We start from the raw sequence: 24,385 nt of genomic DNA, 5'->3' as shown, positions 1-24,385 counted from the left end.
CGACCGGTCCGGCGACCGTCCGCCGCACCGCGGCTGCGCCCCCTCCCCCGCCCTGCTGTTCTGCGAGGACTTCGAGGACCTGCCGCGCGGCGCGGGCACCAGCATGGACTGGGGCGTGGACACCCGGCACGGCACCCTGACCGTGGAGCGCTCCACCGGACGCGACCGCCGCCACCCCGGGAAGCACCGGCCGGGGCAGGTGCTGCGCCTGCGCACCGAGGGCAACGGCCACGCCTTCCTGGAGGTCGACGACTTCGACGCCCCGGGCAACAGCTTCTTCGGCCGGATGCGGGTCCGCGTGGATGCCTTCCCCACCGCCCCGGACTGGGCCCACTTCACCCTGGTCGAGGCCACCGGCCGCGGCGACGGCAGCGTGGTGCGGCCCATCGGCGGCCAGTACGTGCCGACCGTCGGCGGCGGGACGCAACTGTGGGGGGTGGGCTCCGACGGCGGGCCGACGGGCGACTGGACCGACTGGCGCGAGTCCGCCCCGGCCGAGGCCGGGAAGTGGACGTGCCTGGAGTGGGAGACGGACGCGGACGACAACCGCGTCTCGGTCTGGATCGACGGCGAACCCAAGCCGGACCTGACCGTCACCACCACCCGACACGGCGGCAACCCGGTCGACTTCGTCCTCCCCGACGTCGACACCGTCCGCATCGGCTGGCAGCTCTACCAGGACGACCCCACCCCCGGCTCCTACGACCTGCTCCTGGACGACCTGGCCCTGTCCACCGAGCGCGTGGGCTGCGGTCGCTGACGGCACCACCTCCCCCAGCGGCCACTCCCGGCAGGAGCCCACTCGATGCGCAGCGTCCACGTCGTCGTCCACCCGGAGGCGACCCACCATGTGGAGAGAGTCGTCGGCGGATGGCACGACTCTTCTCTCACGCCCTCGGGCAGGCGCGCGGCGGCCTCCATCGCACAGGCGTTGCGGTCTCGGATCCCCGACGGAGCCGAGGTGGAGGTGGTCTCCTCGGACCTGCTGCGCGCCCGGCAGACAGCCGACCGCGTGGCCGGACTGCTGGGCGTGGAAGCGCTGCTGGACCGCAGGCTGCGGGAGAAGTCCTACGGGGAGGCCGAGGGAAGGCCGCAGGAGTGGCTGGACCGGCGGTTCGTCCCGCCACCGGCCGCCGGGGACCGGATGGGCCACCACGAGGGCGTACGGGGAGCCGAGACCAGGGCGCAGTGCGCACGGCGCGTCTACGCGGCCATGGACGAGATCCTGCGGCGCCCGTGCGGGCACCAGGTCGTCGTGACGCACGGTTTCGCCCTGACCTTCGTCGTGGCGTTCTGGATCGGGATGCCGTTCGAGGCTCTGGGCTCCGTCAGCTTCCGGGCTCCGTCCGGCAGCATCACCGTCCTCCGCGAGGACGACTTCTTCCACAACCGCCAGGTCGTCAGCCTCGGCGGCACCGGCCACCTCGAACGGTGAACGGGACGTCGTCCCTTGGCGGGTGCACGGGCCGGTCAGGTCGCTCCGGCGCGGCGCGGTGACCGCCGCGCGTCAGACCGCGCCGGCGCCGAGCCAGGCGGCGAGTGCGGTGAAGTCCTCGTCGGTGAGCCCCCTGGCCGGGTCGACACGGTGGAGCAGCGCGGGCGCCCGGTGCTGTGCGTCGACCCAGAGGCGGTCCATGGCTCCGATCTCGTCGTCGATCCAGACGAACGGGCGGTGGCCGGCCCACTCGACGAGGTGGCGGGTCTTCCAGTGCAGGCCGCGCGGCCCCTGGTCGGCGGATGTGTCCGGCCACCTCACCACGGGCAGTCTCGGCAGCCCGATGCGCGGGGCGACGGCCTCGTTGGCGTCGTCCATCCAGGTCGTAGCCCACACCGGATCGCAGCCCAGCGCCGCCAGGCGCGGCCCGACGGCGGGGTCCAGCCGCTCCAGCAGCGGGTTCCCCTGCCCACTGGACGCCGCGGGGCCGGGCGCGGGCGTTCGCCGGGGCCGGTGGGAGGGCGCACCGAACGGTATGAGCGGTCCGTCGACGTCGAGGAAGAGGATGGGGCGCTGCGCCGGTCCGGTCACGGCAGCACGATAGTCCTTCGCCGTGGGGAGCGGGCCCGGCCTGTCGGCGCGGTGAGGGGCGGCCGGAGCCCACCGGGGTTCCCGGACCCACCGGTGACCGGGATCCCGGGGAAAGCGACGGTCCGCCGGGCGTCCCGTCGGGAACGGGGCGTCCGGCGGACCGGTTCGGGTGGATGGGGCGGACCGTCAGCGGGCCAGGCGGTGGGCCTCGGCCAGGTGGCGGATCGCCTTGGCGTAGTCGCCGGAGGCCAGGGCGTGGTCGGCGTCCGCGGTGCGGGACACCGCGCGCTCCGGAGCGCCGTCACCGGCCTTCAGCAGAGCGGCCTGGGCCATGTCCCGGGCGACCGAGGCCAGTTCGTCCGCCTGGAGGTAGGAGTCGGCCTTCGACTTCTCCAGCAGGGCGGCGGCCTTGGAAAGGTGCTTCAGGACCGCGTCCGCGCCGCGGACCGTACCGTCGGACTTCCAGTGCCGGTTCTTGAGTGCGAGGCGGACGTGGACGGCCGCGACGCGGGAGGCGATGTCGCGGCGCTCCCGCAGCTCGTCGCGGACGGCCTCCAGCCGGTCGTGGGCGCTGTCGGTGCGCAGACCCCAGCCGTACGGGTAGAGCGGGTCGTAGGAGGCGTCGCCGACGTTGACCGGGACCTGAGCGGCCGAGCGCGGCCAGCTCACCGGCAGGCGGCCGGTGAAGGGCCGCTCGCCGAAGAGGGTGTCGGCCACTCCGGTGCCCTCGGTGCCCGGCAGCCAGGAGGCGACCAGGGCGTCGATGTCGCCGAGCTGGTCGGTGATGATCTGCGGACGGCCGGAGACGACCAGCACCGCGCAGTCCATGGCCCCGCAGACGGTGTCGATCGCCTTCCTGTCCGCCTCGGACAGCTGGAGGTCGTGTCCGTTGCCGACGTCGCCGACACCCTCTGCGTACGGGGTCTCGCCGACCACCACGATGCCCGCCCGGTGCCCGCCGGTGGGTTCGGAGGCGTCCTCGCTGAAGGTGACGGAGGCGTCCGGGGCGACCTGGCGGATTCCTTCCAGGATGGTGGTGCCCTCGGTGATGTCGCCGGAGGAGCCCTGCCAGGAGATGGTCCAGCCGCCGGCCTGGTTGCCGAGGTCGTCGGCGTTGGAGCCGGCGACGTAGAGCTTCTCGTCACCACTCAGCGGCAGCAGGTTCCCGTCGTTCTTCAGCAGCACCTGGGAGTCGGCGGCGGCCCGGCGGGCCAGTTCCCGGTGGGGGCCGGAGCCGACGGAGTCCAGGTGGGTGCGGTCGGCGTAGGGCTTCTCGAACAGGCCGAGCTGGAACTTCTTGGTGAGGATGCGGCTCACCGCGTCGTCGATCCGCGCCATGGGCACGGCGCCGGAGTCGACCTGCTCGCGCAGGGTGGAGGTGAAGCCCTTGTAGTCGTACGGGACCATGATCATGTCGAGTCCGGCGTTGACGGAGGTCCGCACGTCGGAGGCGTAGTCGCCGGGGATCTGGTCGATGGCCTGCCAGTCGCTGATCACGAATCCGTCGAAGCCGAGGTCGCCCTTGAGGACGTCCGTGATCAGGTCGGCGTGGGCGTGCATCTTGACCGGGCCCTGGTCGTCACCGAGGAAGTCCACGCTGGAGAAGGACGGCATGACGGTGCCGACCCCCTCGTCGACCGCTTCCACGAAGGGTGCGATGTGGACGGTCTCCAGCTCCTCGCGCGTCGTCCTCGTGACGCCCTGGTCGATGGTGTACGTGCCGGTGGTGGAGGAGCCGAACTCGGTGCCGCCGTCGCCGACGTAGTGCTTGGCGGTGGCCAGCACCCGGTCGGCGTCCTTCAGGTCCCGGCCGTCGGCGCGGCCCTGGTAGCCCTCGACGGCCGTGGCCAGCCGCGTGACCAGCGCCGGGTCCTCGCCGAACGCCTCGTACGCCCGTCCCCAGCGCTCGTCGCGGCTGACGCACAGGCAGGGGCTGAAGTTCCAGGGGACGCCGGTGGCGCGGACCTCCTTGGCGGTGGCGTGGGCGGTGTCCTCGACCAGCTCCGGGTCGCGGGCTGCGCCGAGGCCGGTGTTGTGCGGGAAGACGGTGGCGCCGACGACGTTGTTGTGGCCGTGGACGGCGTCGACGCCGTAGATCAGCGGGATCTGCAGCCGGGTCTGCTGTGCGCGCAGCTGGAAGCCGTCGACCATGTCGGCCCAGGCCTCAGGCGTGTTGGGGGCGGGGTTGGAGCCGCCGCCGGACAGCAGCGAGCCCAGCTCGTAGGAGGCGATGTGGTCCTGGGCCTCCAGGGCGCCGCGCTCGGCCTGGGTCATCTGGCCGATCTTCTCGTCGAGCGTCATCCGGGACAGCAGGTCCTTCACCCGCTTGCCCACCGGGAGCCGGGGGTCCTGGTACGGCAGGCCGTGCGCGTCGATGACGACGGTGGGCGGGTCGTCGGGGGCGCGTGCGCCGTCGGCGGAGAGGGTGACGGGGATGGTCTTGGCGGTGGCGGGCTTCGCGCTGCGCTCGGTGTCGACGGTGAAGGTCTTCGCCGTGCCGGAGGGGGTGCCGGCGGGGAAGGTGAGGGTGCCCTCGACCGGGGTGTAGTCCTCGCCGGGCTCCGCGGTGCCCTCGCCGGTGGCGTAGGTGACCGTGACGGGCTCGGCCAGCGGTACGCCGCCGGTGGTGCCCACCGACACCTCCACGGTGGCGGTGCCGCCGTGCTCGACGGTGTAGACGGGCCGGTCGGTGGCGACGCGGGCCCGCACCCCGCCCACGCCGTACAGCTCGACCTGGTCGAACTCCAGGGCGCCGGAGGCGGTGGGCAGGTTGACGGCGTAGCCCCACATCCGGGTCAGGTCCAGCACGCCGTCGTCCGGGGCGCCGGCGGGCTGGTAGTCGGGGCGCCGGACGAAGTCCTCGAAGGGGGTGCGGACCTGCTTCCAGCCGTCGGTGTCGTCGGTGAAGTAGCCGGCCCACAGCTCGGCCTGACCGGCGTTCGGGCCGCCGTCCTTGACCTCGAACTGGACGCGCTCCCCGCTGCCGGTTCCCTTCACCCAGAAGGAGAAGCCCTCGTGGCCGCTCCAGTCCTCGGCGTCGGACAGGGCGTGGTCGAAGCCGCCCCAGGCGGTGATGTCGTACTCCACGCGCATGGCGCGGTTGAAGGCGTTGGCGCCCGGGCGGGCCTCGGCGGCGACCTGGCTGAGCCTGGGGGTGTCCTCGGGGGTGCTGCCGTAGGTGCCGATCGGGCCGGGGACGGTGCTGTCGAAGTCGTCCAGGACGCGGTCCTGCGCGGCGGCCGAGGCGGCGGGGGTCAGACCGGAGGCGAGCAGGGCGAGGAGGGCGCCGAGGGTCGCGGCGGCCGTTCGTCCGCGCCGCCTTCGCCGGCCTCCTTCCCCGGGTCCCGTTCCTGCGTGCAGCGGCTGTCCCATGGCGGCTCCCTCGGGGCGGTCGAAGTTTTCAACACTTGGACACACGGAGACACAGGCGCACTGTCATGCGCACGGCGCTGATCCTGTATGCGACCGGATGGGCCGTCAATACCCTTGATTCGTAAACCTCTTGGAGGCGGGAGCCCTCCCGGCGCTCCCGCCGACCGAGGAATGAGAGCGCTCTCGACATCGTGGCAGATGAGGGGCCCGCGGGGCGCTCGCGACCGCCCCGCGGACCCCGGCCGCTCCATCGCGCACCGGATGCCCGGCGAGCGGTCAGTCGTCTCCCGGATAGCGGACCCCGACGCGCTCGCGGACGGCGTCCAGCGTCGCCATCACCGCGAGCGTCCCGTCCAGCGGCACCAGCGGGGACTCCGTCTCCTTCTCCCGCAGGCAGCGCATCACCTCGTCCGCCTCGGGCCCGTAGCCGGTGCCGCCCTCGGCCCGCGGCACCCGGACCTCCTCGGCCTCGCGCCCCTCGCGGTGCAGGACGAAGGACTCCGGGGCGAAGAAGCCGTGCGGCAGCTCGATGCGTCCCCTGGTGCCGCTGACGGCCGCCACGGTGGGGCTGGCGGATGCGATGGAGCAGGAGAGGGTGGCGACGGCTCCGCTGTCGTAGCCCAGCAGGACTCCGGTGGTCTCGTCCACGCCCTCGGGCGTCAGATGGGCCCAGGCGGCGACGGAGGAGGGCTCGCCGAGGACGAGGTGGGCGAAGGAGACCGGGTAGACGCCCAGGTCCAGCAGGGCGCCTCCGCCCAGCCGGGGATCGCGCAGGCGGTGCGAGGCGTCCGAGGGGGCGACGATGCCGAAGTCGGCGTGGACCGAGCGCACCTCGCCGATCGCGCCGTCGGCGACGAGGTCGAGCATGCGGCGGACCACCGGGTTGCAGTAGGTCCACATGGCCTCCATCAGGAAGACGCCCCTGCGGCGCGCCAGCGCGACCATCTCCCGCGCCTGGGCGAGGTTGAGGGTGAGGGGCTTCTCGCACAGCACCGCCTTGCCCGCCTCCAGGCAGACGGTGGCGGCCTCCAGGTGCGCCGAGTGGGGCGTGGCGACGTAGACCACGTCCACGTCCGGGTCGGCGGCCAGTTCGGCCCAGCTTCCGTAGGCGCGCGGGGCGCCGTGCTCGTCGGCGAAGCGGCGGGCGGACTCGGGCGAGCGCGAGCCCACCGCGAGGAGCTCGCCGCCGGGCAGGGCCGCGAGGTCGCGGGCGAAGGCTCCGGCTATACCGCCGGTGGCGAGGATGCCCCATCTGATCGTGTCGTCGGTGCGCGTCATGTGCTCCCCCGGGTGCGGGCCGGATCCGGCGTGGGCGTGTCGGCGGTCACACTACGGCGGGCAAGCGGGGCGCGGGCGGGCTGTCCGCATGGTGTACGCCGACCCGGCCGGGAGCGGGGCGGCGGGGATCCGCGGGTTAGGTTGGAATCGTGCTTGTACTGCTCATGCCCGACACCCACCTTCCCAGGCGCGCCAGGCGGCTGCCCGGCGAACTGCTGGAGCGCGTTGCGGAGGCGGACGTGGTGGTCCACGCCGGCGACTGGGTGGACACCGCCACCCTCGATCTCCTCCAGGAGCGCTCCCGGCGCCTGATCGGCGTGTACGGCAACAACGACGGGCCCGAACTGCGCGCCCGGCTGCCGGAGGTGGCCCGCGCCGAGCTGGACGGTCTGCGCCTGGGGGTCGTCCACGAGACGGGCCCGAAGCGGGGCCGGGAGAAGCGGTGCGCCGAGCGCTTCGGCGATCTGGACGTCCTGGTCTTCGGCCACAGCCACATCCCCTGGGACACCACCGCCACCACGGCCGACGGCAGGCCGCTGCGGCTGCTCAACCCCGGCTCCCCCACCGACCGGCGCTCCCAGCCGTACCGCACCTGTATGACGGCGGTGGTGGAGGCGGGCCGGCTGGAGGCGGTCGAGCTGCACCGGCTGCCGCCGCGCGGCTGAGCGGCCGGGCGGCCGGGCACCTCCGCCTCCGGACGGGGCCCCGCGCGTTTCCGCCCGGGGACGGCGAGCAGAAGAGGGGGGAACGCCCGTCCCGGCCCCGGGCCGCCTGCCGGGCGGCGAGCTAGGAGGTCCGTTGGAGACCTGGCAGGTCGTACTGATCGCCGTCGGCGCGGTGCTCGCCGCCGCGACGCTGGCCGTCGCCGCCGTCCTGCTGGTCAGGCTGGTGCGCGCCTACCTGCTCTTGCGCGGCGCGGACATCCCGGTGAGCGCCAGGACCGCGTTCTGGGGAGCGCTGGTCTACACGGTCTTCCCCGTCGACCTGCTCCCGGACCCGGTGTACCTGGACGACGTCGGCCTGCTGCTGCTCGCCCTCCACCACCTGGGCGCGGTGGCCCGGCGGTACGGGCGGGCCGGCGGGGAGGCGGAGGCGAAGCCCCCGGAGGCTTTGGATGTCCGACGCAGGCGCTGACGGAGCCGGCGGACGTGTACGCGTCCGTCCCCGTCGCGGAACTACTCTCGTCCCATGACACAGCGGGACGAGGAGACGGTGGCTCCGGTGGGCGACGCGGCCCCGGTGATCGATCTCAACGCCGATCTGGGCGAGGGCTTCGGACGGTGGGAGCTCACCCACGACGAGGCTCTGCTCTCGGTCGTCAGCAGCGCCAACGTCGCGTGCGGTTTCCACGCCGGGGACCCCTCCACCATGCGCCGGGTGTGCGCGTGGGCGGCCGAGCGGGGGGTGGCGATCGGCGCGCAGGTCGCCTACCGCGATCTGGCGGGTTTCGGGCGGCGGCCGATGGAGGTCCCCGAGGACGAGCTGGCCGACGAGGTCGCCTACCAGATCGGCGCCCTGCGGGTGTTCGCCGAGTCCGCCGGGGCGCGGGTGGCGTACGTCAAACCGCACGGCGCGCTCTACAACCGCGCGGTGCACGACGAGGGCCAGGCGCGGGCGGTGGTGTCCGGGGTGCTGCTGGCGGGCGGTGAGCTGCCGGTGCTGGGGCTGCCCGGGTCTCTGCTGCTGGGGGCCGCCGAGGAGGCCGGGCTGTCCGCGGTCCCCGAGGCGTTCGCCGACCGCGGCTACACCGCGCTGGGCACGCTGGTGCCCCGGCGGGAGCCGGGGGCGGTGATCCACGAGCCGGACGCCGTGGTCTCCCAGGCGCTGGGCATCGCGCTGCGCGGGAGTGTGACCACAGGCGACGGCGTGGAGGTGGCCGCCGGCGCCAGGTCGCTGTGCGTGCACGGCGACACCCCGGGCGCCGTCGCGCTCGCGCGGCGGGTGCGCCGGGCCCTCGCGGAGGCCGGGGTGCGGATCGAGGCGTTCGCGCCGTGAGGGTGGGGAGGGTGCTGCCCATGGGCAGGCGCGCCCTGCTGCTGGAGGTGGGCGGCACCGAGCGGGCCCAGGCCCTCCACGCCGAACTGGTGCGGCTGCGGGAGACCGGAGAACTGCCCGAGGTGGAGGAGATCGTCCCGGCGGCGGCCACCGTCCTGCTGGACGGGCTGGAGGACCCGCAGGCGGTGGCGCGGTGGCTGCGGGGCAGGGAGTTCCCCGGCGCCGTCCCGGCGGACACCGCCTCGGTGGTGCTGCCGGTGCGCTACGACGGCCCCGATCTGGCCGAGGTGGCGGCGCTGTGGGGGGTGGACGAGGAGGAGGCGGTCGCGATCCACACGCGCGCCGAGTTCCGGGTCGCCTTCTGCGGGTTCACCCCCGGATTCGGCTATCTCACCGGGCTGCCCGGGGAGTTGGGCGTGCCCCGCCGCGCCGTCCCCCGCACCTCGGTGCCGCCGGGCTCGGTGGGGCTGGCCGGGGCGTACACGGGGGTGTATCCGCGCGCCTCGCCCGGCGGCTGGCAGCTGATCGGCCGGACGGACGCGGTGCTGTGGGACGTGCGGCGGGAGCCGGCCGCGCTGCTGGCCCCGGGCACCCGGGTGCGGTTCGAGGCGGTGGCATGACGGGCGCGGGTGTGCTGGAGGTCCTGCGGCCGGGTGCGCTGACCACCGTGCAGGATCTGGGCCGGGTGGGCCTCGCCCATCTGGGGGTGCCGCGTTCGGGGGCACTGGACTCCCCCGCCCACCGGCTCGCCAACCGCCTGGTGGGCAACGCGCCCGGTGCCGCGACGCTGGAGACCACCCTCACCGGTTGCGCGGTGCGCCCGGACCGGGCCGTGGTGGCGGCGGTGACCGGTGCTCCGTGCCCGGTGCGGATCGGCGGCCGTCCGGCGCCGTGGGGCGCGGCGGTACGGGTGCCGGGCGGGGCGGTGCTGGAGGTCGGCGCCGCGCGGGCCGGGGTGCGCAGCTACCTGGCCGTGGCCGGTGGCGTCGCTGTCGAGCCGGTGCTCGGCAGCCGCTCCACCGATCTGCTGTCCGGGCTCGGCCCGGCTCGGCTGTCGGCGGGGGCGCGGCTGCCGGTGGGTACGGCGGCGGGGACCGTGCCATGGGCCGACGCGGTCGCCTCCGCCGCGCCGGGTCCGCCGTCGGGCGAGCTGGTGCTGCCGCTGGTGCCCGGACCGCGCGACGACTGGTTCACCCCGGCCGCGCTGCGCGTGCTGGCCCGGGGGGTCTACCGGGTGTCCGCCGAGAGCAACCGCATCGGCCTGCGGACCGAGGGGCCCGCCCTGGAGCGGTCGGTGCGGGGCGAGCTGCCCAGCGAGGGCATGGTGGCGGGCGCGGTGCAGGTGCCGCCGGGCGGTGAGCCGATCGTCTTCCTCGCCGACCATCCGACCACGGGGGGCTATCCGGTGGTCGGCGTGGTGCCGCGGGAGGCGCTGGCGGCGGCGGCGCAGGCGGTGCCGGGGCTGAGGGTGCGCTTCGTCCCGCTGCGGCGCTGAGCCCCGGCGCGGGCACCCGGGGTGCCGCCGGACGTGTCCGCGCCGGGGCTGCCCGCGCCGGATCTCAGCTTCCGGGCTTCCGGCCGGAGCCGGAGGCGTCCTCCTCCGCCCGCCGGGCCTTGCCGGAGGCGTCCTCCTCGGCCTCGACGCCCTTGAGCGGCTCGCCCTCGACGGTGCCGCCGCCGGAGAAGCCCTCCGCGGCGCTCGCCGTGCCGGGGACGGTGCGGTGCTCCATCCGCGTCTCCCGGCCGGAGTGGGCTCCGGGGCCCCGGTCGGCCGGGTCGGTGCGGCGCCCGGCTCCGTGGCCGTGCTCGCCCTCGCCCTGCTCCTGGTGCCTGTTCGTCTCGCCCATGGCCGTCGTCCTCACCGTGTGTCGCGTTCGGGTGCACGGCGCAGGTACCCGGTGCGCGGGAGCGGAAACGGCCGGGCGCCAGGACGTGGAGGGCCTGGTCAGCGCATCCGGACGCCGACGACGCAGGTGTCGTCGTCGGTGTCGGAGTTGCTGTAGGTCAGCAGGCGGTCGAGCTGCTTGTCCAGGGTGGCGCCGGAGTCCCGGGCGAGGGCCATGAGCTGGTCCAGGGACTCCTGCAGGGAGCGGTCCCGGCGCTCGATGAGGCCGTCGGTGTACATCAGCAGCATGTCGCCGGCCTCCAGCACCAGCTTCTCCTCCTCGTACCCGGCCTCCGCGATGGCGCCGAGCAGGAGTCCGCCCACCAGTGGCAGCGTGACGGCCTCCCCCCGGCGCACCAGGACCGGCGGCGGGTGGCCGGCCCGGGCCCAGCGCAGCGTCCGGGTGTCCGGGTCGTACAGGCCGCAGACGGCGGTGGCGGTGACGTTCTCGGTGAGGTGGTGGGCGACGGTGTTGAGCCAGGCCAGTATCTGCGCGGGCCCGGCTCCGGTGGTGGCCAGACCGCGCAGCGCGTTGCGCAGGACGACCATGCCGGTGGCCGCCTCGATGCCGTGGCCGGCCACGTCGCCGACGGAGAGCAGCACCTGGCCGGACGGCAGGACGACGGCGTCGTACCAGTCCCCGCCGACCAGGTGGTCCTTCTCGGCGGGGCGGTAGCGCACCGCGATGTCCAGCCCTCCGGCGTCGATGGGGCCCCGGGTGGGCGGCATGATGGCGCGCTGGAGCTGGAGGGTCATGCGGTTGCGTTCGGCGGCCTGCTGCTCGGTCTGGGCCAGCTGGTCGCGGGTGGCGCCCAGCGCGACCTCCGTCCAGTGCTGCGCGGAGACGTCCTGGTAGGCGCCGCGCACCGCGATCAGCCGGCCCCCCTCGTCGAGGGCCGGTTCGGCGACCACGCGGATGTGGCGCACGATCCCGTCGGTCCGCTGGAGGCGGAAGGCCGTGGAGGCGGGGCGGCGGTGGTGCAGCAGGGTGCGCAGGAAGCGCCCGATGGCGGCCTCGTCGTCCGCGTGGGTGTGGGCGGGAAGCTGCTCCAGGGGGATCGGCGCGGCGGTGGGCGGCAGTCCGTGGAGGGCGAACAACTGGCTGTTCCAGACGATCTCGCCGGTGACCAGGTTCTCCTCGAAGCCACCGATGCGGCCCAGGCGCTGGGCGTGCTGGAGCACGCTCGCCAGCCGTGCCGCCTCGTCCTGGACGCGCCAGATGAGCAGGACGTTCTCACCGTGGCGGCTGATGCTGACGGCCGCCTCCACCGTCAGCGGCACCTGGCCGACCAGGGCGCGCAGCACCATCCGTTCGGCGCGGAACGGCTCGCCGGTGGCGTGGACGTGTTCGATCTTCTCGTACAGGCCGCTCTCGCCCACCGCCATCGGGTAGGCCTCCAGCAGCAGCGATCCGGCGACGGCGCCGCGCGGACGGCCCGCCGGATCGACGAAGTGGGCGCTGACGTGGTGGATGCGGAAGTCGGCGAGCCGGCCCTCGGCGTCCAGCTGGGGCACCAGCACCAGGGCCGGGTCCAGCAGGCCGTCGGCGAAGTCCACCAGTTCCGAGGCGCCCGGGTGCCGTGCCTGGAGGACCTCCCCCGCCTCCCCCGCGCCCCCCGCGCGGCTGTCCAGGGTGTGGGCGCACAGTTCGGCCAGGGCCTCGATCTGCCGCTGGACCTGCGGGGGCTGCGGTTCCAGCGGGCCGGGCCAGCAGATCTCCAGGACGCCCAGGATGCGGCCGCCGTTGTCGGCGGGGACCGTGACCCGGCAGCCCTCGGGCGCCTGCCTGCGGCCCAGGGTGGGCAGCCCGGACTCGGCGGGAGAGGCGAACCACACGGGGCGGCGCTCGGTGAGGGCCCGGCGGGCGAGGGTGGCCACCCCCGGCGGTACGTAGTGCCATCGCGCGGCCTCCTCGGCCGCGTAGCCCGCGAAGCCGGCCAGGGTCAGGGAGGCGTCGGTACCGGCGGCCCAGATGGCCACCGCCACGGCGCCCAGCGGGGTCAGCGCGTGCTCCAGCAGGGACTCGGCGACCGCCTGGGTGTCGTCGGCGGCCAGTGCGCCGCTCTCCGCGGTGCGCAGCCGCACCGACAGCGAGGGGGCCTCCCCGCCGTCCTCGCCCCGGCCGCCGTCCCGGCTCTCGTGACCGTCCTCCCGGTTCCCGTGATCGCTGCCTCCCGCCCTGGCCAGGAACTCGCGGGCCGCCTCGGTGACCCGGTCGTGGGCGGCCTGGTCGATGAGGTCGGCGGCCAGCTCCAGCCGGGAGAGGCCGGCCCGGTCGGCGAGGGTGTCCAGCTGCCTGGCGGCCTGCGCCGGGCCGCAGCCCAGCCGCTCGACCAGGATGCCCTTGGCCATCTCGATCAGGGCGCGGCCCTCGGCCGCCGCGTGGGCCTCGCGCACCTCGCGGCGCAGCCGCTCGACGGTGGCGGCCAGCCTGCCGACGCGGGCGTCCGCGCCGTCGCGCGGCGGGGCCCCGTCGTACACCCCGCGCTCGTACACCCTGCCCTCGTACGGCTGCCGCACGGACGGCACCGGGGCCGCCGCGTCCCGCGCCGGGGCAGCGCTGGGCGGTCCGTCCTCGGGGACGGACTCGTCCGGCCGCTGGGTCTGCACTGCGCTGCTCCTCGGGGAGGTGGTCGGCTGGCGGGCGGGGCTCGGGACTACACGTCCAGGCAGCGGCGGATGCACGCGACGAGGTCGCGGGCGTCCAGCGGCTTGGTCACGTAGTCGGTCGCTCCGGCGGCGATGCTCTTCTCCCGGTCTCCGGGCATCGCCTTGGCCGTCACCGCGATGACGGGCAGACCGGCGTACTCGGGCATGGCCCGGATCGCCGCTGTCGCGGCGTAGCCGTCCATCTCCGGCATCATCACGTCCATCAGCACCACGTCGACGCCGGGGTGGGCGGTGAGGGTCTCGATGCCCTTGCGGCCGTTGTCGGCGTGCAGGACGTGCATTCCGTGGAGTTCCAGGATGCCGGTGAGGGCGTAGACGTTGCGCGCGTCGTCGTCGACGACCAGCACCGTGCGGCCCGCCAGGGAGGCGTCCGCCTCCTCGGGCGGAGCCGTCGGCTCGGCACTGCCCTCGGTACGCACCAGCGGGAGCACGTCGCCCGGCTCCTCGGCGGTCAGGTGCAGCGCGATGCGCTCGCGCAGCTCGTCCAGGCTGGAGAGCAGCTCCATCGGCCGGCTGCCGGTGCGGGAGCGCAGGGCGCGTTCCCGCTCCGGGTCCAGACGCCGGTTGTTGTGCGCGAGGACCGGGACCCGGCGCAGGGCCGCGTCGCCGTCCATGGCCTCCAGGAAGCCCATGGCCGCCTCGTCGGGCATGTCGAGCTGGAGCACCACGCAGTGGCAGGCCTCCGCGGCGAGCGCGGCGGCGGCCTCCTGCGCCCCGACCGCGGTGACGACCTCCACGGGGCCGCGCGGGTCGCCCATGTCCCCGGCGCCCTCGGCCAGGTCCGCCACGGCGTTCTCCGCCACCAGGGAGAGCAGGCCGCGGGGGCGGTCCTCGATCACCAGCAGCCGCCGCTTCCGCGGCCGCTGCGGCTCGGCGGGCGGTTCCTGGGCGGTGGCGGGCCCGGCTTCCTCTCCTTGGGCCCCGGCCCGGTGGGAGGCGTCCGGCGTGGCGATGAAGTCGGGCCGTGCCACGGGCAGGTAGAGGGTGAAGGTACTCCCCTGCCCGGGGGCGCTCTCGGCGGTGATGGCGCCGCCCAGCAGATAGGCGATCTCACGGCTGATGGACAGGCCCAGTCCGGTGCCGCCGTACTTGCGGCTGGTGGTCCCGTCGGCCTGCTGGAAGGCGCCGAAGATGGTCTCCAGCTGCTGTTCGGGGATGCCGATGCCGGTGTCCTCCACCCGGAAGGCGACGGCCGAGCCGTGCAGCCGGACGGTGGGGGGCAGCTCGTCCGGGGCGACCGGTTCGATCCTCAGGGCCACGCCGCCGGACTCGGTGAACTTCACCGCGTTGGACAGCAGGTTGCGCAGCACCTGCCGCAGCCGGGAGTCGTCGGTGAACAGGTCGACGGGGACGCCGGGCGCGGTGGTGATCGTGAAGCCGAGGCCCTTCTGGGTGGTGAGCGGCCGGAAGGTGGCCTCGACGTAGTCCAGCAGGCCGCGCAGGGGTACGCGCTCGGGGTTGATGTCCATCTTGCCGGCCTCGACCTTGGACAGGTCCAGGATGTCGTTGATCAGCTGGAGCAGGTCGGATCCGGCGGAGTGGATGATGCCCGCGTACTCGACCTGCTTGGGGGTGAGGTTGCGGGTCGGGTTCTGCGCCAGGAGCTGGGCGAGGATCAGCAGGCTGTTGAGCGGGGTGCGCAGCTCGTGGCTCATGTTGGCCAGGAACTCCGACTTGTACTTCGAGGCCAGTGCCAGCTGCTGGGCGCGGTCCTCCAGTTCCTGCCGCGCCTGTTCGATCTCCAGGTTCTTGGTCTCGATGTCGCGGTTCTGGGAGGCCAGGAGGGCGGCCTTCTCCTCCAGTTCGGCGTTGGAGCGCTGGAGTTCGTCCTGCTGGACCTGGAGTTCCTCGGAGCGCTCCTGGAGTTCGGCGGCCAGGCGCTGGGACTCGGCCAGCAGCTCGTCGGTGCGGGCGTTGGCGACGATGGTGTTGACGTTGACGCCGACGGTCTCCATGAGCCGGCTCAGGAAGTCCTGGTGGAGCGCGGTGAAGGGGGTGACCGAGGCCAGCTCGATGACGCCGAGCACCTGGTCCTCCGCCGTGATCGGCAGGACGATCAGGCTGGTGGGCTCGGTGGCGCCCAGGCCGGAGGAGACGGTGACGTAGCCGGCGGGCAGGTCGTCGACGGTGATGGTGCGGCGGCTGCGGGCGGCCTGGCCGACCAGGGACTGGCCGAGCCTGAAGCGCGGCGGCTCGGCGCCGCCGGCCGCCGCGGGGTGGCCGTAGGAGCCGACCAGGCGCAGCTCGGTGCCCTCGTCGTCGTCCTCGGCGAGGTAGAAGGCGCCGTACTGGGCGCCGACGAGCGGGGTGAGCTCGTCCATGATCAGCTCGGCGACGACGGCGAGGTCGCGGTGGCCCTGCATCAGGCCCGAGATGCGGGCGAGGTTGGTCTTGAGCCAGTCCTGCTCCTGGTTGGCCCGGGTGGTCTCGCGCAGGGACTGCACCATGAAGTTGACGTTGTCCTTGAGGTCGGCGACCTCTCCGGAGGCGTCCACGGTGATCGAGCGGGTCAGGTCGCCCTCGGCCACGGCGCCGGTGACCTCGGCGATGGCGCGGACCTGGCGGGTGAGGTTCCCGGCCAGCTCGTTGACGTTCTCCGTCAGGCGCTTCCAGGTGCCGGACACGCCCTCGACCTCGGCCTGGCCGCCCAGGCGTCCCTCGCTGCCGACCTCGCGGGCCACCCTGGTGACCTCCGCGGCGAAGGCGGAGAGCTGGTCGACCATGGTGTTGATGGTGGTCTTCAGCTCCAGGATCTCCCCGCGCGCGTCGACGTCGATCTTGCGGGTGAGGTCGCCCTGGGCGACGGCGGTGGTGACCTGGGCGATGTTGCGGACCTGCCCGGTCAGGTTGTTCGCCATCGAGTTGACGTTGTCGGTCAGGTCCTTCCAGGTGCCCGCCACGCCCGGCACCCTGGCCTGGCCGCCGAGGATGCCCTCGGTGCCGACCTCGCGCGCCACCCGCGTGACCTCGTCGGCGAAGGCGGAGAGCGTGTCGACCATGGTGTTGATGACGTCGGCGAGGGCGGCGACCTCGCCCTTGGCCTCGACGGTGATCTTCTGCGACAGGTCGCCGCGCGCGACGGCGGTGGCGACCTGGGCGATGGAGCGCACCTGCCCGGTCAGGTTGGAGGCCATCACGTTGACGGAGTCGGTCAGGTCCTTCCAGGTGCCGGAGGCTCCGCGCACCGCGGCCTGGCCGCCGAGCTTGCCCTCGGTGCCCACCTCGCGCGCCACCCGCGTGACCTCGTCGGCGAAGGCGGAGAGCTGGTCGACCATCGTGTTGATGGTCTCCTTCAGCTCCAGGATCTCCCCCCGCGCGTCCACCCGGATCTTCTGCGACAGGTCTCCCTCGGCCACCGCGGTGGCGACCTGGGCGATGGAGCGCACCTGCCCGGTGAGGTTCCCGGCCATGAAGTTGACCGAGTCGGTCAGGTCGCGCCAGGTGCCGGAGACGCCCTTGACGTCCGCCTGGCCGCCGAGCTTGCCCTCGGTGCCCACCTCGCGCGCCACCCGCGTGACCTCGTCGGCGAAGGCGGAGAGCTGGTCGACCATCGTGTTGATGGTCTCCTTCAGCTCCAGGATCTCCCCCCGCGCGTCCACCCGGATCTTCTGCGACAGGTCTCCCTTGGCCACCGCGGTGGTCACCTGGGCGATGGAGCGCACCTGGGTGGTGAGGTTGCCGGCCATGAAGTTGACCGAGTCGGTCAGATCGCGCCAGGCCCCGCCGGCGCCGGGCACCTGGGCCTGGCCGCCCAGGCGTCCCTCGCTGCCGACCTCGCGGGAGACGCGGGTCACCTCGGAGGTGAACAGCGACAGCTGGTCCACCATGCCGTTGAAGACCGTGGCGATCTCGCCGAGGACTCCGTCGGCGCCGTCCGGCAGCCGGGTGCCGAAGTCGCCGTCCCGGACCGCCGTCAGGCCGGCCAGGAGCTGCCTCAGCTCCCGCTCCCCCGCCTTGCCGGCGCTCCGGCCGCGGGTGGTCCTGCCGCGTTCCTCAGGGCGCGGCTCGCCAACCGTGGTGTCAGCCATGTCCGCCATCGCTCCGCTCGTCCGCCACCGGGTTCGTCACGTGCCGTGCTCCTCCGGTCGCACCCGGACGGGCAGGCGGTGTGTTCACACCACGCTCACAGGCCGTCACGTTTGTCGGATGACAAACGTGCAGACACGGCGAGATTACCCCACCGCAGGAGGGTCACCGAATCTCCGCCTTTGCGAACGCCCGCGGACATCTCAGAGGTTGAGCGTTCAGGCGCTACCGGCGGTCGCGGGGCGTGGACGGCGGCCTCCGCCGGGCGCGCGGGCGGCCGGAAGAGCGCGGTGCGGGCCGGCTCTGCCGCCGGCCCGCACCGCACGGCTCAGATCAGGCGCCGTCCGCTGCGGCGGGCCTCGGCCCACTCGCGGTAGAACGCGCGGCCGATCACGAACAGGACGACGGCCACGATGACGGGCCACATCAGGATGTACGTACTCAGGGCGATGGTGCTCACCGCGCCTCCTCCTCGCTTACTCGCTCGCTCACTCGCCTCACTTGGTGCTTCCGGCGGGTTCGGGCTCGCCGTCGCCCTCGCCCGCCTGCCGCGGGACGGCGGCGGCCGCACCGCCGGCGTTCCCCGTGCCGTCGGTGTCACCGTCGTCGAAGTCGCCGGTGCGCCGGGCGATGAGGGCGAAGTCGAAACTCTCGCCGCTGCCCGCCGACATCGCCCAGCAGATGACGGTGCTCACGGAGTAGGCGACGAGGGAGCCGGACAGCGTCGCGTACTCGTGCAGGGACCCGATGGCGAACGGGGCGGCCACCGCCGCCGACAGCACACCGGTGATCCTCGCGGCGCGGAGTCCGAGGAAGCCGAACACCATCAGGCCGAGGACCACGCCGATCCCGATGACGGAGAGCACGTCCACGGCGATGCCGGTGACGCCGTCCATGGGGATCCAGCCGAAGCGGACCGGCAGGAACACCGCGAGCGCCGCGATGACCGAGGTGGTGAACGCCTTGTTGGTGACCTTGTCCCAGTAGAAGCTGGCCAGCACCGGGAAGACCAGGGCCCCCCACAGCGCGCCGACGAAGACCAGCAGGTCGAGGATGTTCAGCTGGAGACTGGCGAAGGCCACGGCCGCCGCGGTGGCCACCACCATCGTGATGCGGCCGACCAGCAGCATCGTCTTCGGGTTCGCCTTCTCCTTGCCCGCCACGTTCTGGCCGTAGACGTCGGCCATCATGATCGAGGAGAGGGCCGACAGGTCGGAGTCGGCGGTGGAGGAGAGCGCGCCGACGATCATGAGGAAGAACACCGCCAGCAGCACGGGCGGCAGGTAGTCGGCGGCCATCTCGGGGATGAGGTTGTTCACGTCGCCGCCGGTCGGCTCGAAGCCCAGGTAGAGGGCGAGCACGCCGAGCATGCCGACACCGATCACCATGGCGCCGTACCCGACGGTCGCGGTGACGAAGGTCGGCTTGATCAGGTCCTGGCGCACGGCGAAGAGGCGCTGTGCGATGGTCTGGTTGCCGATGGCGTAGGCCAGCACCGCGGCGATGTAGGGGGCGCCCTGGTTCATGAAGGCGTCGCTGGAGAAGAAGTCGCTCTGCTGGGCGGTCAGGTTCGCGGCCCCGGTCTCGAACGCCGCCGGGAAGCCGGCCGCGAAGAAGATCACCGGGACGAGCACGGCCACCGCCCCGAGCATCGCGACGACCTGCACGAAGTCGGTCAGCACGGAGGCGCGGAAACCGGACCACAGGGTGTAGAGCAGTACGCCCGCGGCCACCGCGAAGACGCCCTGGATGAAGTTGAGCGGCGACAGCATGGAGATCAGCACGCCGCCGGCGATGAAGTTCGACATCAGGCTGATGAGGCTGCCGACGAGGTTGGAGCCGGCGAGCATCAGCTGGCTGGAGCGGCCGTGCCGCGCGTACATGACCTCGGCCAGCGTGTGCGCCTTGGGGGCGACGGCCCGGATGCGCTTGCCGAAGGGGTAGATGAACAGGATCATCAGGGCGCCCCAGAGCCCGTAGTGAATGGGGCCCGATATGCCGTAGGTGTACCCCGACGTCGCCGACGCGTACATCGAGGACGCCCAGATCCACGTTGCCGTCATGCTGGCGGCGGAGATCCCGAAGCCGATGTTGTGGCCGGCCGTCATGTATCCGTCGGCGTTCTCCTTCCTCTTCCCGATACGGGTCGAGATCAGGAAGGTCCCTCCGTAGAAGAGGACCAGCAGACCGAGTACCACCACGGCGCCGAACTGGGCTGTCTCCACCCCGTCCACGCGCGCCACCTCCTTACGGGTCGTGGAGCCCGGCAGCGGCCGCGGCCCCGGGCGAGCGGGCCGCGGGGCCGCGGACACGTTCCGCGCACCGCGGGCGGCGGAAGGGCTCCGGCCCCGGGGCCGACGGTGGCGCCGTCGGCCCCGGGGGGCGTTCACACAAAAGCGGACTCTTCCAGTCCGCAAACTTGCCGGAGGTTAACAGCTTCTTCACGCCACTACGACCCACGATCTCCCTGGAGACAGGTTGGAGTGAGTTATCTGCTTTTCAGCAGACTCATCACGAGATAATCGAACATCGAACAACCGATATGCCCCGTTTGCCGTGTCCGTACTGCCCGTTTGCATCCGCTTCTTTACAAGTCGCAAATGCGACGTCAAGCTCTACGACACGTAGTGGAGATCACCAACGGCGGCCCGTTCGATGCCGCTTCGTGACCATCGGCCCCACGGCCGCGGGCCCCCGGCCCGGCTCACTCCTCCAGGTCGAACGAGCCGTGTCGGGGGCTCCCCGCCGCCCGGTAGGTGTTGATCGCCACCCCGGTGGAGGTCGTCCTGCCTCCCGTCCACTCCAGCGCGGTCGGCACGGCACCACCGTCGAACAGGCGCTTGCCGCCGCCCAGGATCACGGGGTAGGTCAGCAGGCGGTACTCGTCGATCAGGCCGTGCGCCATCAGGCTCCGCGCCAGGTTCCCGCTGCCGTGGATCTGCACCTCGCCCTCCAGCCGCTGCCTGAGGGCCGCGACCTCCCGCACCGCGTCGTCCCCCAGCAGCGTGGAGTTGTGCCACCCGACACCGTCCAGCGTCCGGGAGGCGACGTACTTGGGCAGGGCGTTGAGCCTGCTCGCGACCGGGTCGTCCGGGTCGGTGACCCGCGGCCAGTAGGCGGCGAAGATCTCGTACGTCCTGCGGCCCAGCAGGAAGGCGTCCGCGGCCCGGAAGCCCTCCGCGACGAACCGCCCCATGTCCTCGTCCGCGTACGGGACCAGCCAGCCGCCGTGCTCGAACCCGCCGTCGCGGTCCTCGTCCGGGCCACCGGGTGCCTGTACGACCCCGTCCACGGTCAGGAACTGCGTCAGTGTCACCTTCGCCATCGCCGTCTTCCTCTCCGTTCGGTCTCACGGGTTCGGACCCGCCGGTGCGCCGGAAGTCATCGGTTCCGGCCCATCTGTTCTTCCGCGCGCCGCTCGGTGCCGGTGACAGCCGTCCGGGTGAGGATGGGGACATGCTGCTGGCCGAAGTCGCCCAGGTCTCCCACCGCGTCGCGCGGACCCCGTCGCGCACGGAGAAGGTCGCCCTGCTCGCCGCGCTGTTCCGCGAGGCCGGGCCCGAGGACGCCCCGGTCGTCATCACCTACCTGGCGGGCAGGCTCCCCCAGCGCAGGACGGGGATCGGCTGGAGGACGCTGAGCCGGACCGTCCCGCCGGCAGACGCCCCGTCTCTGTCGGTGGCGGACGTGCACCGCGCTCTGGAGGCGATCGCCGCCGTCTCGGGCCGGGGCGCCCAGGCCGAACGCGGACGCCTGCTCCAGGAGCTGCTGTCCGCCGCCACCGGCGAGGAGCAGCGTTTCCTCGTCCGGCTGATCGGCGGCGAGTTGCGGCAGGGCGCCCTGGACGCGTTCGCCGTCGAGGGCCTGGCGGCGGCGGTGGGCGCGGAGCCGGCCGGGGTGCGGCGGGCGGTGATGGTCGGCGGTTCGCTGGGGCGGGTGGCCCGGGCCCTGCTCGCCCGCGGCCCCGGCGCGCTGGCCGACTTCCGCCTCGACGTGGGGCGGCCGGTGCTGCCGATGCTCGCGCAGACCGCCGGGAGCGTGGACGAGGCCCTGGACCGGCTCGGGCCGTGCGCGGTGGAGGAGAAGCTCGACGGCATCCGCGTCCAGGTGCACCGCGACGGTCCGGTGGTGCGGGTCTTCACCCGCACCCTGGAGGAGATCACCGGCCGGCTCCCGGAGGTGGTGGCCGCCGGCCGGGAGCTGCGGGCCCGGCGGGCGGTCCTCGACGGCGAGGTCATCGCCCTGGGCGAGGACGGCCGGCCCCGGCCCTTCCAGGAGGTCGCCGGCCGGGTCGGGTCGCGGCTGGACGTGGAGCGGGCGCGGGCGTCGCTGCCTCTGTCGCCCGTCTTCTTCGACCTGCTGTCGGTCGACGGCCGCGATCTGCTGGATGTTCCGGTCGCCGACCGGTACGCGGAGCTGGCCCGGGTGGTGCCCGAACCGATGCGGGTGCTGCGCACGGTCGTCGAGGACCCGCAAGACGAGCCGACCCGTGCCGCGGCGCGGGAGTTCGCCGACGACGTGCTGGTGCGCGGTCACGAGGGCGTGATGCTCAAGGCGCTGGACTCCGCGTACGGCGCTGGGCGGCGCGGCGCGTCCTGGCTGAAGGTGAAGCCGGTGCACACCCTCGATCTGGTGGTGCTGGCCGCCGAGTGGGGGCACGGGCGGCGCGCGGGGAAGCTGTCCAACCTCCATCTGGGCGCGCGCCGCCCGGACGGCTCCTTCGCGATGCTCGGCAAGACCTTCAAGGGGCTGACCGACGCCCTGCTGGCCTGGCAGACCGCACGACTGCGTGAACTGGCCGTGGACGACGACGGGTTCACGGTGACGGTGCGGCCGGAGCTGGTGGTGGAGGTCGCCTTCGACGGAGTGCAGCGCTCCCCCCGCTACCCGGAGGGCGTGACACTGCGGTTCGCCCGGGTGCTGCGCTACCGGGGGGACAAGACGGCGGCGGAGGCGGACACCGTGGAGGCCGTGCTCGCCCTGGCCGGGTGAGCGCCCCCGTCCCGCGGGGGCGGCTCCCGCGTAACCTGGACCGTACGAGCACCCTCCGCGAAAGCCCGCCACCGCCGCCGCACTCAGGGAGGACCGCACCGTGACCGAACGCAAACCGCCCGGGATCGACTCCGAGACGTGGGCCGACCGGCAGATCCGCGAGGCGGCCGAGCGCGGCGAGTTCGACGCCCTGCCGGGCATGGGCAGGCCGCTGCCCGACCTGGACCAGCCCTATGACGACCTGTGGTGGGTCAGGAAGAAGATGAGCCGCGAGGGGCTGTCCTACCTGCCGCCCGCGCTCGCCCTGCGCAAGGAGGCGGAGGACGCCCTGGCCGCCGCCCGCCGGGCCCGCTCGGAGCCGGAGGTGCGGCGGATCGTGGCGGAGATCAACGAGAGGATCCGCGCGGCGCTGCGGATGCCGCCGCCCGGTCCCCCGCTGGGCCTGGAGCCCTTCGACGCCGACGAGGTCGTACGGCAGTGGCGCGAGGGACGCGAGGAGCGCGAGGGGCAGGGGAAGCCGGACGGGCGCGGGGACGGCGGGCGGCGCCCCGCCTGACCCCGCGAGCGGCCGGCCGCGGGCCCGGCCGACGGATCGGTAGCCGGGCCCGCGGCCGGGGCCCTGGGGCCTCAGGCGCGGCCGGGTGCGGTCAGGCGCCCGCGCCGGGCTCCGGCGGCAGGGCGCCGTCGCGGACCACCTTCGCGTACCAGTGGGCGCTGGACTTGGGGATGCGCGTGCCGGTCGCGTAGTCCACGTACACCGCGCCGAAGCGCTTGCTGTAGCCGTATCCCCACTCGAAGTTGTCCAGCAGGGACCACAGGAAGTAGCCGCGCACGTCCGCCCCGGCCTCGATGGCCCGGTGCACAGCCGCCAGATGGCCGTGGAGGTAGGAGATCCGCTGCGGGTCCAGCACGCGGCCCTCGGGGTCGACGTAGTCGTCGAAGGCCGCGCCGTTCTCGGTGATGACCACCGGCATGCCGGGGAAGTCGTCCCTGACCCGCAGCAGCAGGTCGTACATGCCGGTCGGGTCGATCGTCCAGCCCATGGCGGTGGTCTCGCCGGGCGTGCGGTGGAAGGCGACGTCGTCGCCGCCCGGCCAGGGGCTGTGCTCGCTCGCGCCGTGCCCGTCGGCGTTGTGGGAGCCGGGGCCGGAGGCGGCGGAGACGAGGGTGGGGCTGTAGTAGTTGACGCCCAGGAAGTCCAGCGGCTGGTGGATGTCGGCCAGATCGCCGTCCCGTACGAACGACCAGTCCGTCAGGTGCGCCGTGTCCCGCAGGACGTCCTGCGGGTACTCGCCGCGCAGCATCGGGCCGGTGAAGACCCTGTTGGCGACGCCGTCGATGCGGCGTGCGGCGTCGGTGTCGGCGGGGTCGTCGGTCAGGGAGCGCACATGGTGGAGGTTGAGTGTGACGGAGGTCTGCGCTTCCGCCGGGAGGGCGGCGCGCAGGGCCTGGGTGCCCAGCCCGTGGGCGAGGTTGAGGTGGTGGGCGGCGCGCAGGGAGTCCGCCTGGTCGGTGCGGCCGGGGGCGTGGACACCCGAGCCGTAGCCGAGGAAGGCCGAGCACCAGGGCTCGTTGAGGGTGGTCCAGGTGCCGACGCGGTCGCCGAGCGCGCCGGCGACCAGGGAGGCGTACTCGGCGAACCGCTCGGCGGTGGCGCGCTCCGGCCAGCCGCCGGCGTCCTCCAGCTCCTGCGGCAGGTCCCAGTGGTAGAGGGTGACGACGGGCTGGATGCCCTTGTCCAGCAGCCCGTCCACCAGGCGGCTGTAGAAGTCCAGTCCCTCACGGGAGGCGGGGCCGCTGCCGCCGGGCTGGACGCGCGGCCAGGAGACGGAGAACCGGTAGGCGCCCACGCCGAGGCCGGCCATGATCTCCAGGTCCTCGCGCCAGCGGTGGTAGTGGTCGCAGGCGGTGTCGCCGGTGTCGCCGTTGCGCGTCCTGCCGGGGGTGCGGGAGAAGGTGTCCCAGATGGAGGGGGTGCGGCCGCCCTCGGCGGCGGCGCCCTCGATCTGGTAGGCGGCGGTCGCGGTGCCCCACAGGAAGCCGGGCGGGAACACCCGGGCGCTCCGGGTCGCCGGGGCGAGTTCGGCTGTACGGGATGCGGTGGCCACGAAGGTCCTTCCGGATCGATGGTGTCGAGGGGG

19 protein-coding genes are annotated in these 24,385 nt (G+C 73.6%); 9 read left to right on the top strand and 10 right to left on the bottom strand.

The features are described from left to right. Positions 1-760 (top strand): hypothetical protein (locus L7D48_RS08400; RefSeq protein WP_308312262.1); only part of this gene is annotated, 760 nt, incomplete at its 5' end. Positions 761-805: 45 nt separating this feature from the next. Further along, a complete protein-coding gene (locus tag L7D48_RS08395) occupies positions 806-1,435 on the top strand; it encodes a histidine phosphatase family protein (RefSeq protein WP_237878335.1) in 630 nt (209 codons plus the stop codon). Between the two features lie 72 nt (positions 1,436-1,507). Here the strand turns inward: L7D48_RS08395 and L7D48_RS08390 are convergent, their stop codons facing one another. The 3 genes from L7D48_RS08390 to L7D48_RS08380 all read right to left on the bottom strand — a co-directional run bounded on the left by L7D48_RS08390 (position 1,508) and on the right by L7D48_RS08380 (position 6,676). Beyond that, entirely contained in the window at positions 1,508-2,026 is a 519-nt protein-coding gene (locus tag L7D48_RS08390; protein WP_237878334.1) for an HAD domain-containing protein, read from the bottom strand. A 186-nt stretch (positions 2,027-2,212) separates the two neighbouring features. Then, the gene (locus L7D48_RS08385) at positions 2,213-5,398 is read right to left on the bottom strand and encodes a glycoside hydrolase family 3 N-terminal domain-containing protein (protein WP_237878333.1); all 3,186 of its coding nucleotides are present in this window, start codon (positions 5,396-5,398) and stop codon (positions 2,213-2,215) included. Between the two features lie 276 nt (positions 5,399-5,674). Then, positions 5,675-6,676, bottom strand: a complete 1,002-nt coding sequence (locus L7D48_RS08380) for a Gfo/Idh/MocA family protein (RefSeq protein WP_237878332.1) — start codon at positions 6,674-6,676, stop codon at positions 5,675-5,677. Positions 6,677-6,840: 164 nt separating this feature from the next. Between L7D48_RS08380 and L7D48_RS08375 the strand changes: the two genes are divergently transcribed. The 5 genes from L7D48_RS08375 (at position 6,841) to L7D48_RS08355 (ending at position 10,166) form a co-directional block, all read left to right on the top strand. Continuing rightward, positions 6,841-7,341 carry a metallophosphoesterase gene (locus tag L7D48_RS08375; RefSeq protein ID WP_256462580.1) on the top strand — a complete coding sequence of 167 codons (501 nt, stop codon included), beginning with the start codon at positions 6,841-6,843 and terminating at the stop codon, positions 7,339-7,341. 133 nt (positions 7,342-7,474) lie between these two features. Then, complete coding sequence (locus tag L7D48_RS08370) at positions 7,475-7,810, top strand: DUF1232 domain-containing protein (protein WP_237878330.1); 336 nt, start codon at positions 7,475-7,477, stop codon at positions 7,808-7,810. Between the two features lie 105 nt (positions 7,811-7,915). Next, on the top strand, positions 7,916-8,671 hold the full coding sequence (locus tag L7D48_RS08365; RefSeq protein WP_237878337.1) for a LamB/YcsF family protein: 756 nt from the start codon (positions 7,916-7,918) through the stop codon (positions 8,669-8,671). A gap of 20 nt (positions 8,672-8,691) precedes the next feature. Then, entirely contained in the window at positions 8,692-9,291 is a 600-nt protein-coding gene (locus L7D48_RS08360) for an allophanate hydrolase subunit 1 (RefSeq protein ID WP_237878329.1), read from the top strand. Then, positions 9,288-10,166 (top strand): biotin-dependent carboxyltransferase family protein, encoded by an 879-nt coding sequence (locus L7D48_RS08355; RefSeq protein WP_237878328.1) that lies wholly within the window; start codon positions 9,288-9,290, stop codon positions 10,164-10,166. Before L7D48_RS08360 ends, L7D48_RS08355 begins: the two co-directional genes overlap by 4 nt. A 64-nt stretch (positions 10,167-10,230) precedes the next feature. Here L7D48_RS08355 and L7D48_RS08350 read toward each other — a convergent pair whose 3' ends face one another. From L7D48_RS08350 to L7D48_RS08325, 6 genes are all read right to left on the bottom strand, one after another. Next, positions 10,231-10,518 (bottom strand): hypothetical protein, encoded by a 288-nt coding sequence (locus L7D48_RS08350; protein ID WP_237878327.1) that lies wholly within the window; start codon positions 10,516-10,518, stop codon positions 10,231-10,233. A gap of 98 nt (positions 10,519-10,616) precedes the next feature. Further along, positions 10,617-13,166: a SpoIIE family protein phosphatase gene (locus tag L7D48_RS08345; RefSeq protein WP_374491690.1), complete on the bottom strand. Its 2,550-nt coding sequence runs from the start codon at positions 13,164-13,166 to the stop codon at positions 10,617-10,619. A gap of 47 nt (positions 13,167-13,213) precedes the next feature. Continuing rightward, positions 13,214-17,254: a HAMP domain-containing protein gene (locus L7D48_RS08340; protein WP_237878326.1), complete on the bottom strand. Its 4,041-nt coding sequence runs from the start codon at positions 17,252-17,254 to the stop codon at positions 13,214-13,216. Between the two features lie 326 nt (positions 17,255-17,580). After that, positions 17,581-17,712: a putative transporter small subunit gene (locus L7D48_RS08335; RefSeq protein ID WP_237878325.1), complete on the bottom strand. Its 132-nt coding sequence runs from the start codon at positions 17,710-17,712 to the stop codon at positions 17,581-17,583. 37 nt (positions 17,713-17,749) lie between these two features. Continuing rightward, entirely contained in the window at positions 17,750-19,486 is a 1,737-nt protein-coding gene (locus L7D48_RS08330) for a sodium:solute symporter family protein (RefSeq protein ID WP_237878324.1), read from the bottom strand. Between the two features lie 470 nt (positions 19,487-19,956). Then, entirely contained in the window at positions 19,957-20,577 is a 621-nt protein-coding gene (locus tag L7D48_RS08325) for a dihydrofolate reductase family protein (protein ID WP_237878323.1), read from the bottom strand. A 131-nt stretch (positions 20,578-20,708) separates the two neighbouring features. On the opposite strand from L7D48_RS08325, the gene L7D48_RS08320 reads away from it, so the two are divergent. Further along, positions 20,709-22,244 (top strand): ATP-dependent DNA ligase, encoded by a 1,536-nt coding sequence (locus tag L7D48_RS08320; RefSeq protein WP_237878322.1) that lies wholly within the window; start codon positions 20,709-20,711, stop codon positions 22,242-22,244. Between the two features lie 100 nt (positions 22,245-22,344). Beyond that, complete coding sequence (locus L7D48_RS08315; protein WP_237878321.1) at positions 22,345-22,800, top strand: DUF1992 domain-containing protein; 456 nt, start codon at positions 22,345-22,347, stop codon at positions 22,798-22,800. 91 nt (positions 22,801-22,891) lie between these two features. Here the strand turns inward: L7D48_RS08315 and L7D48_RS08310 are convergent, their stop codons facing one another. Then, on the bottom strand, positions 22,892-24,352 hold the full coding sequence (locus L7D48_RS08310; protein WP_237878320.1) for a GH1 family beta-glucosidase: 1,461 nt from the start codon (positions 24,350-24,352) through the stop codon (positions 22,892-22,894). Positions 24,353-24,385 lie beyond the last annotated feature (33 nt).

It is taken from the genome of Streptomyces sp. ICN903 (genome assembly GCF_022015835.1).
Classification (GTDB): Bacteria; Actinomycetota; Actinomycetes; order Streptomycetales; family Streptomycetaceae; genus Streptomyces; species Streptomyces fenghuangensis.
Note: the sequence above shows the minus strand (reverse complement) of the source record. Positions and strands in the feature narration are given on the sequence as shown.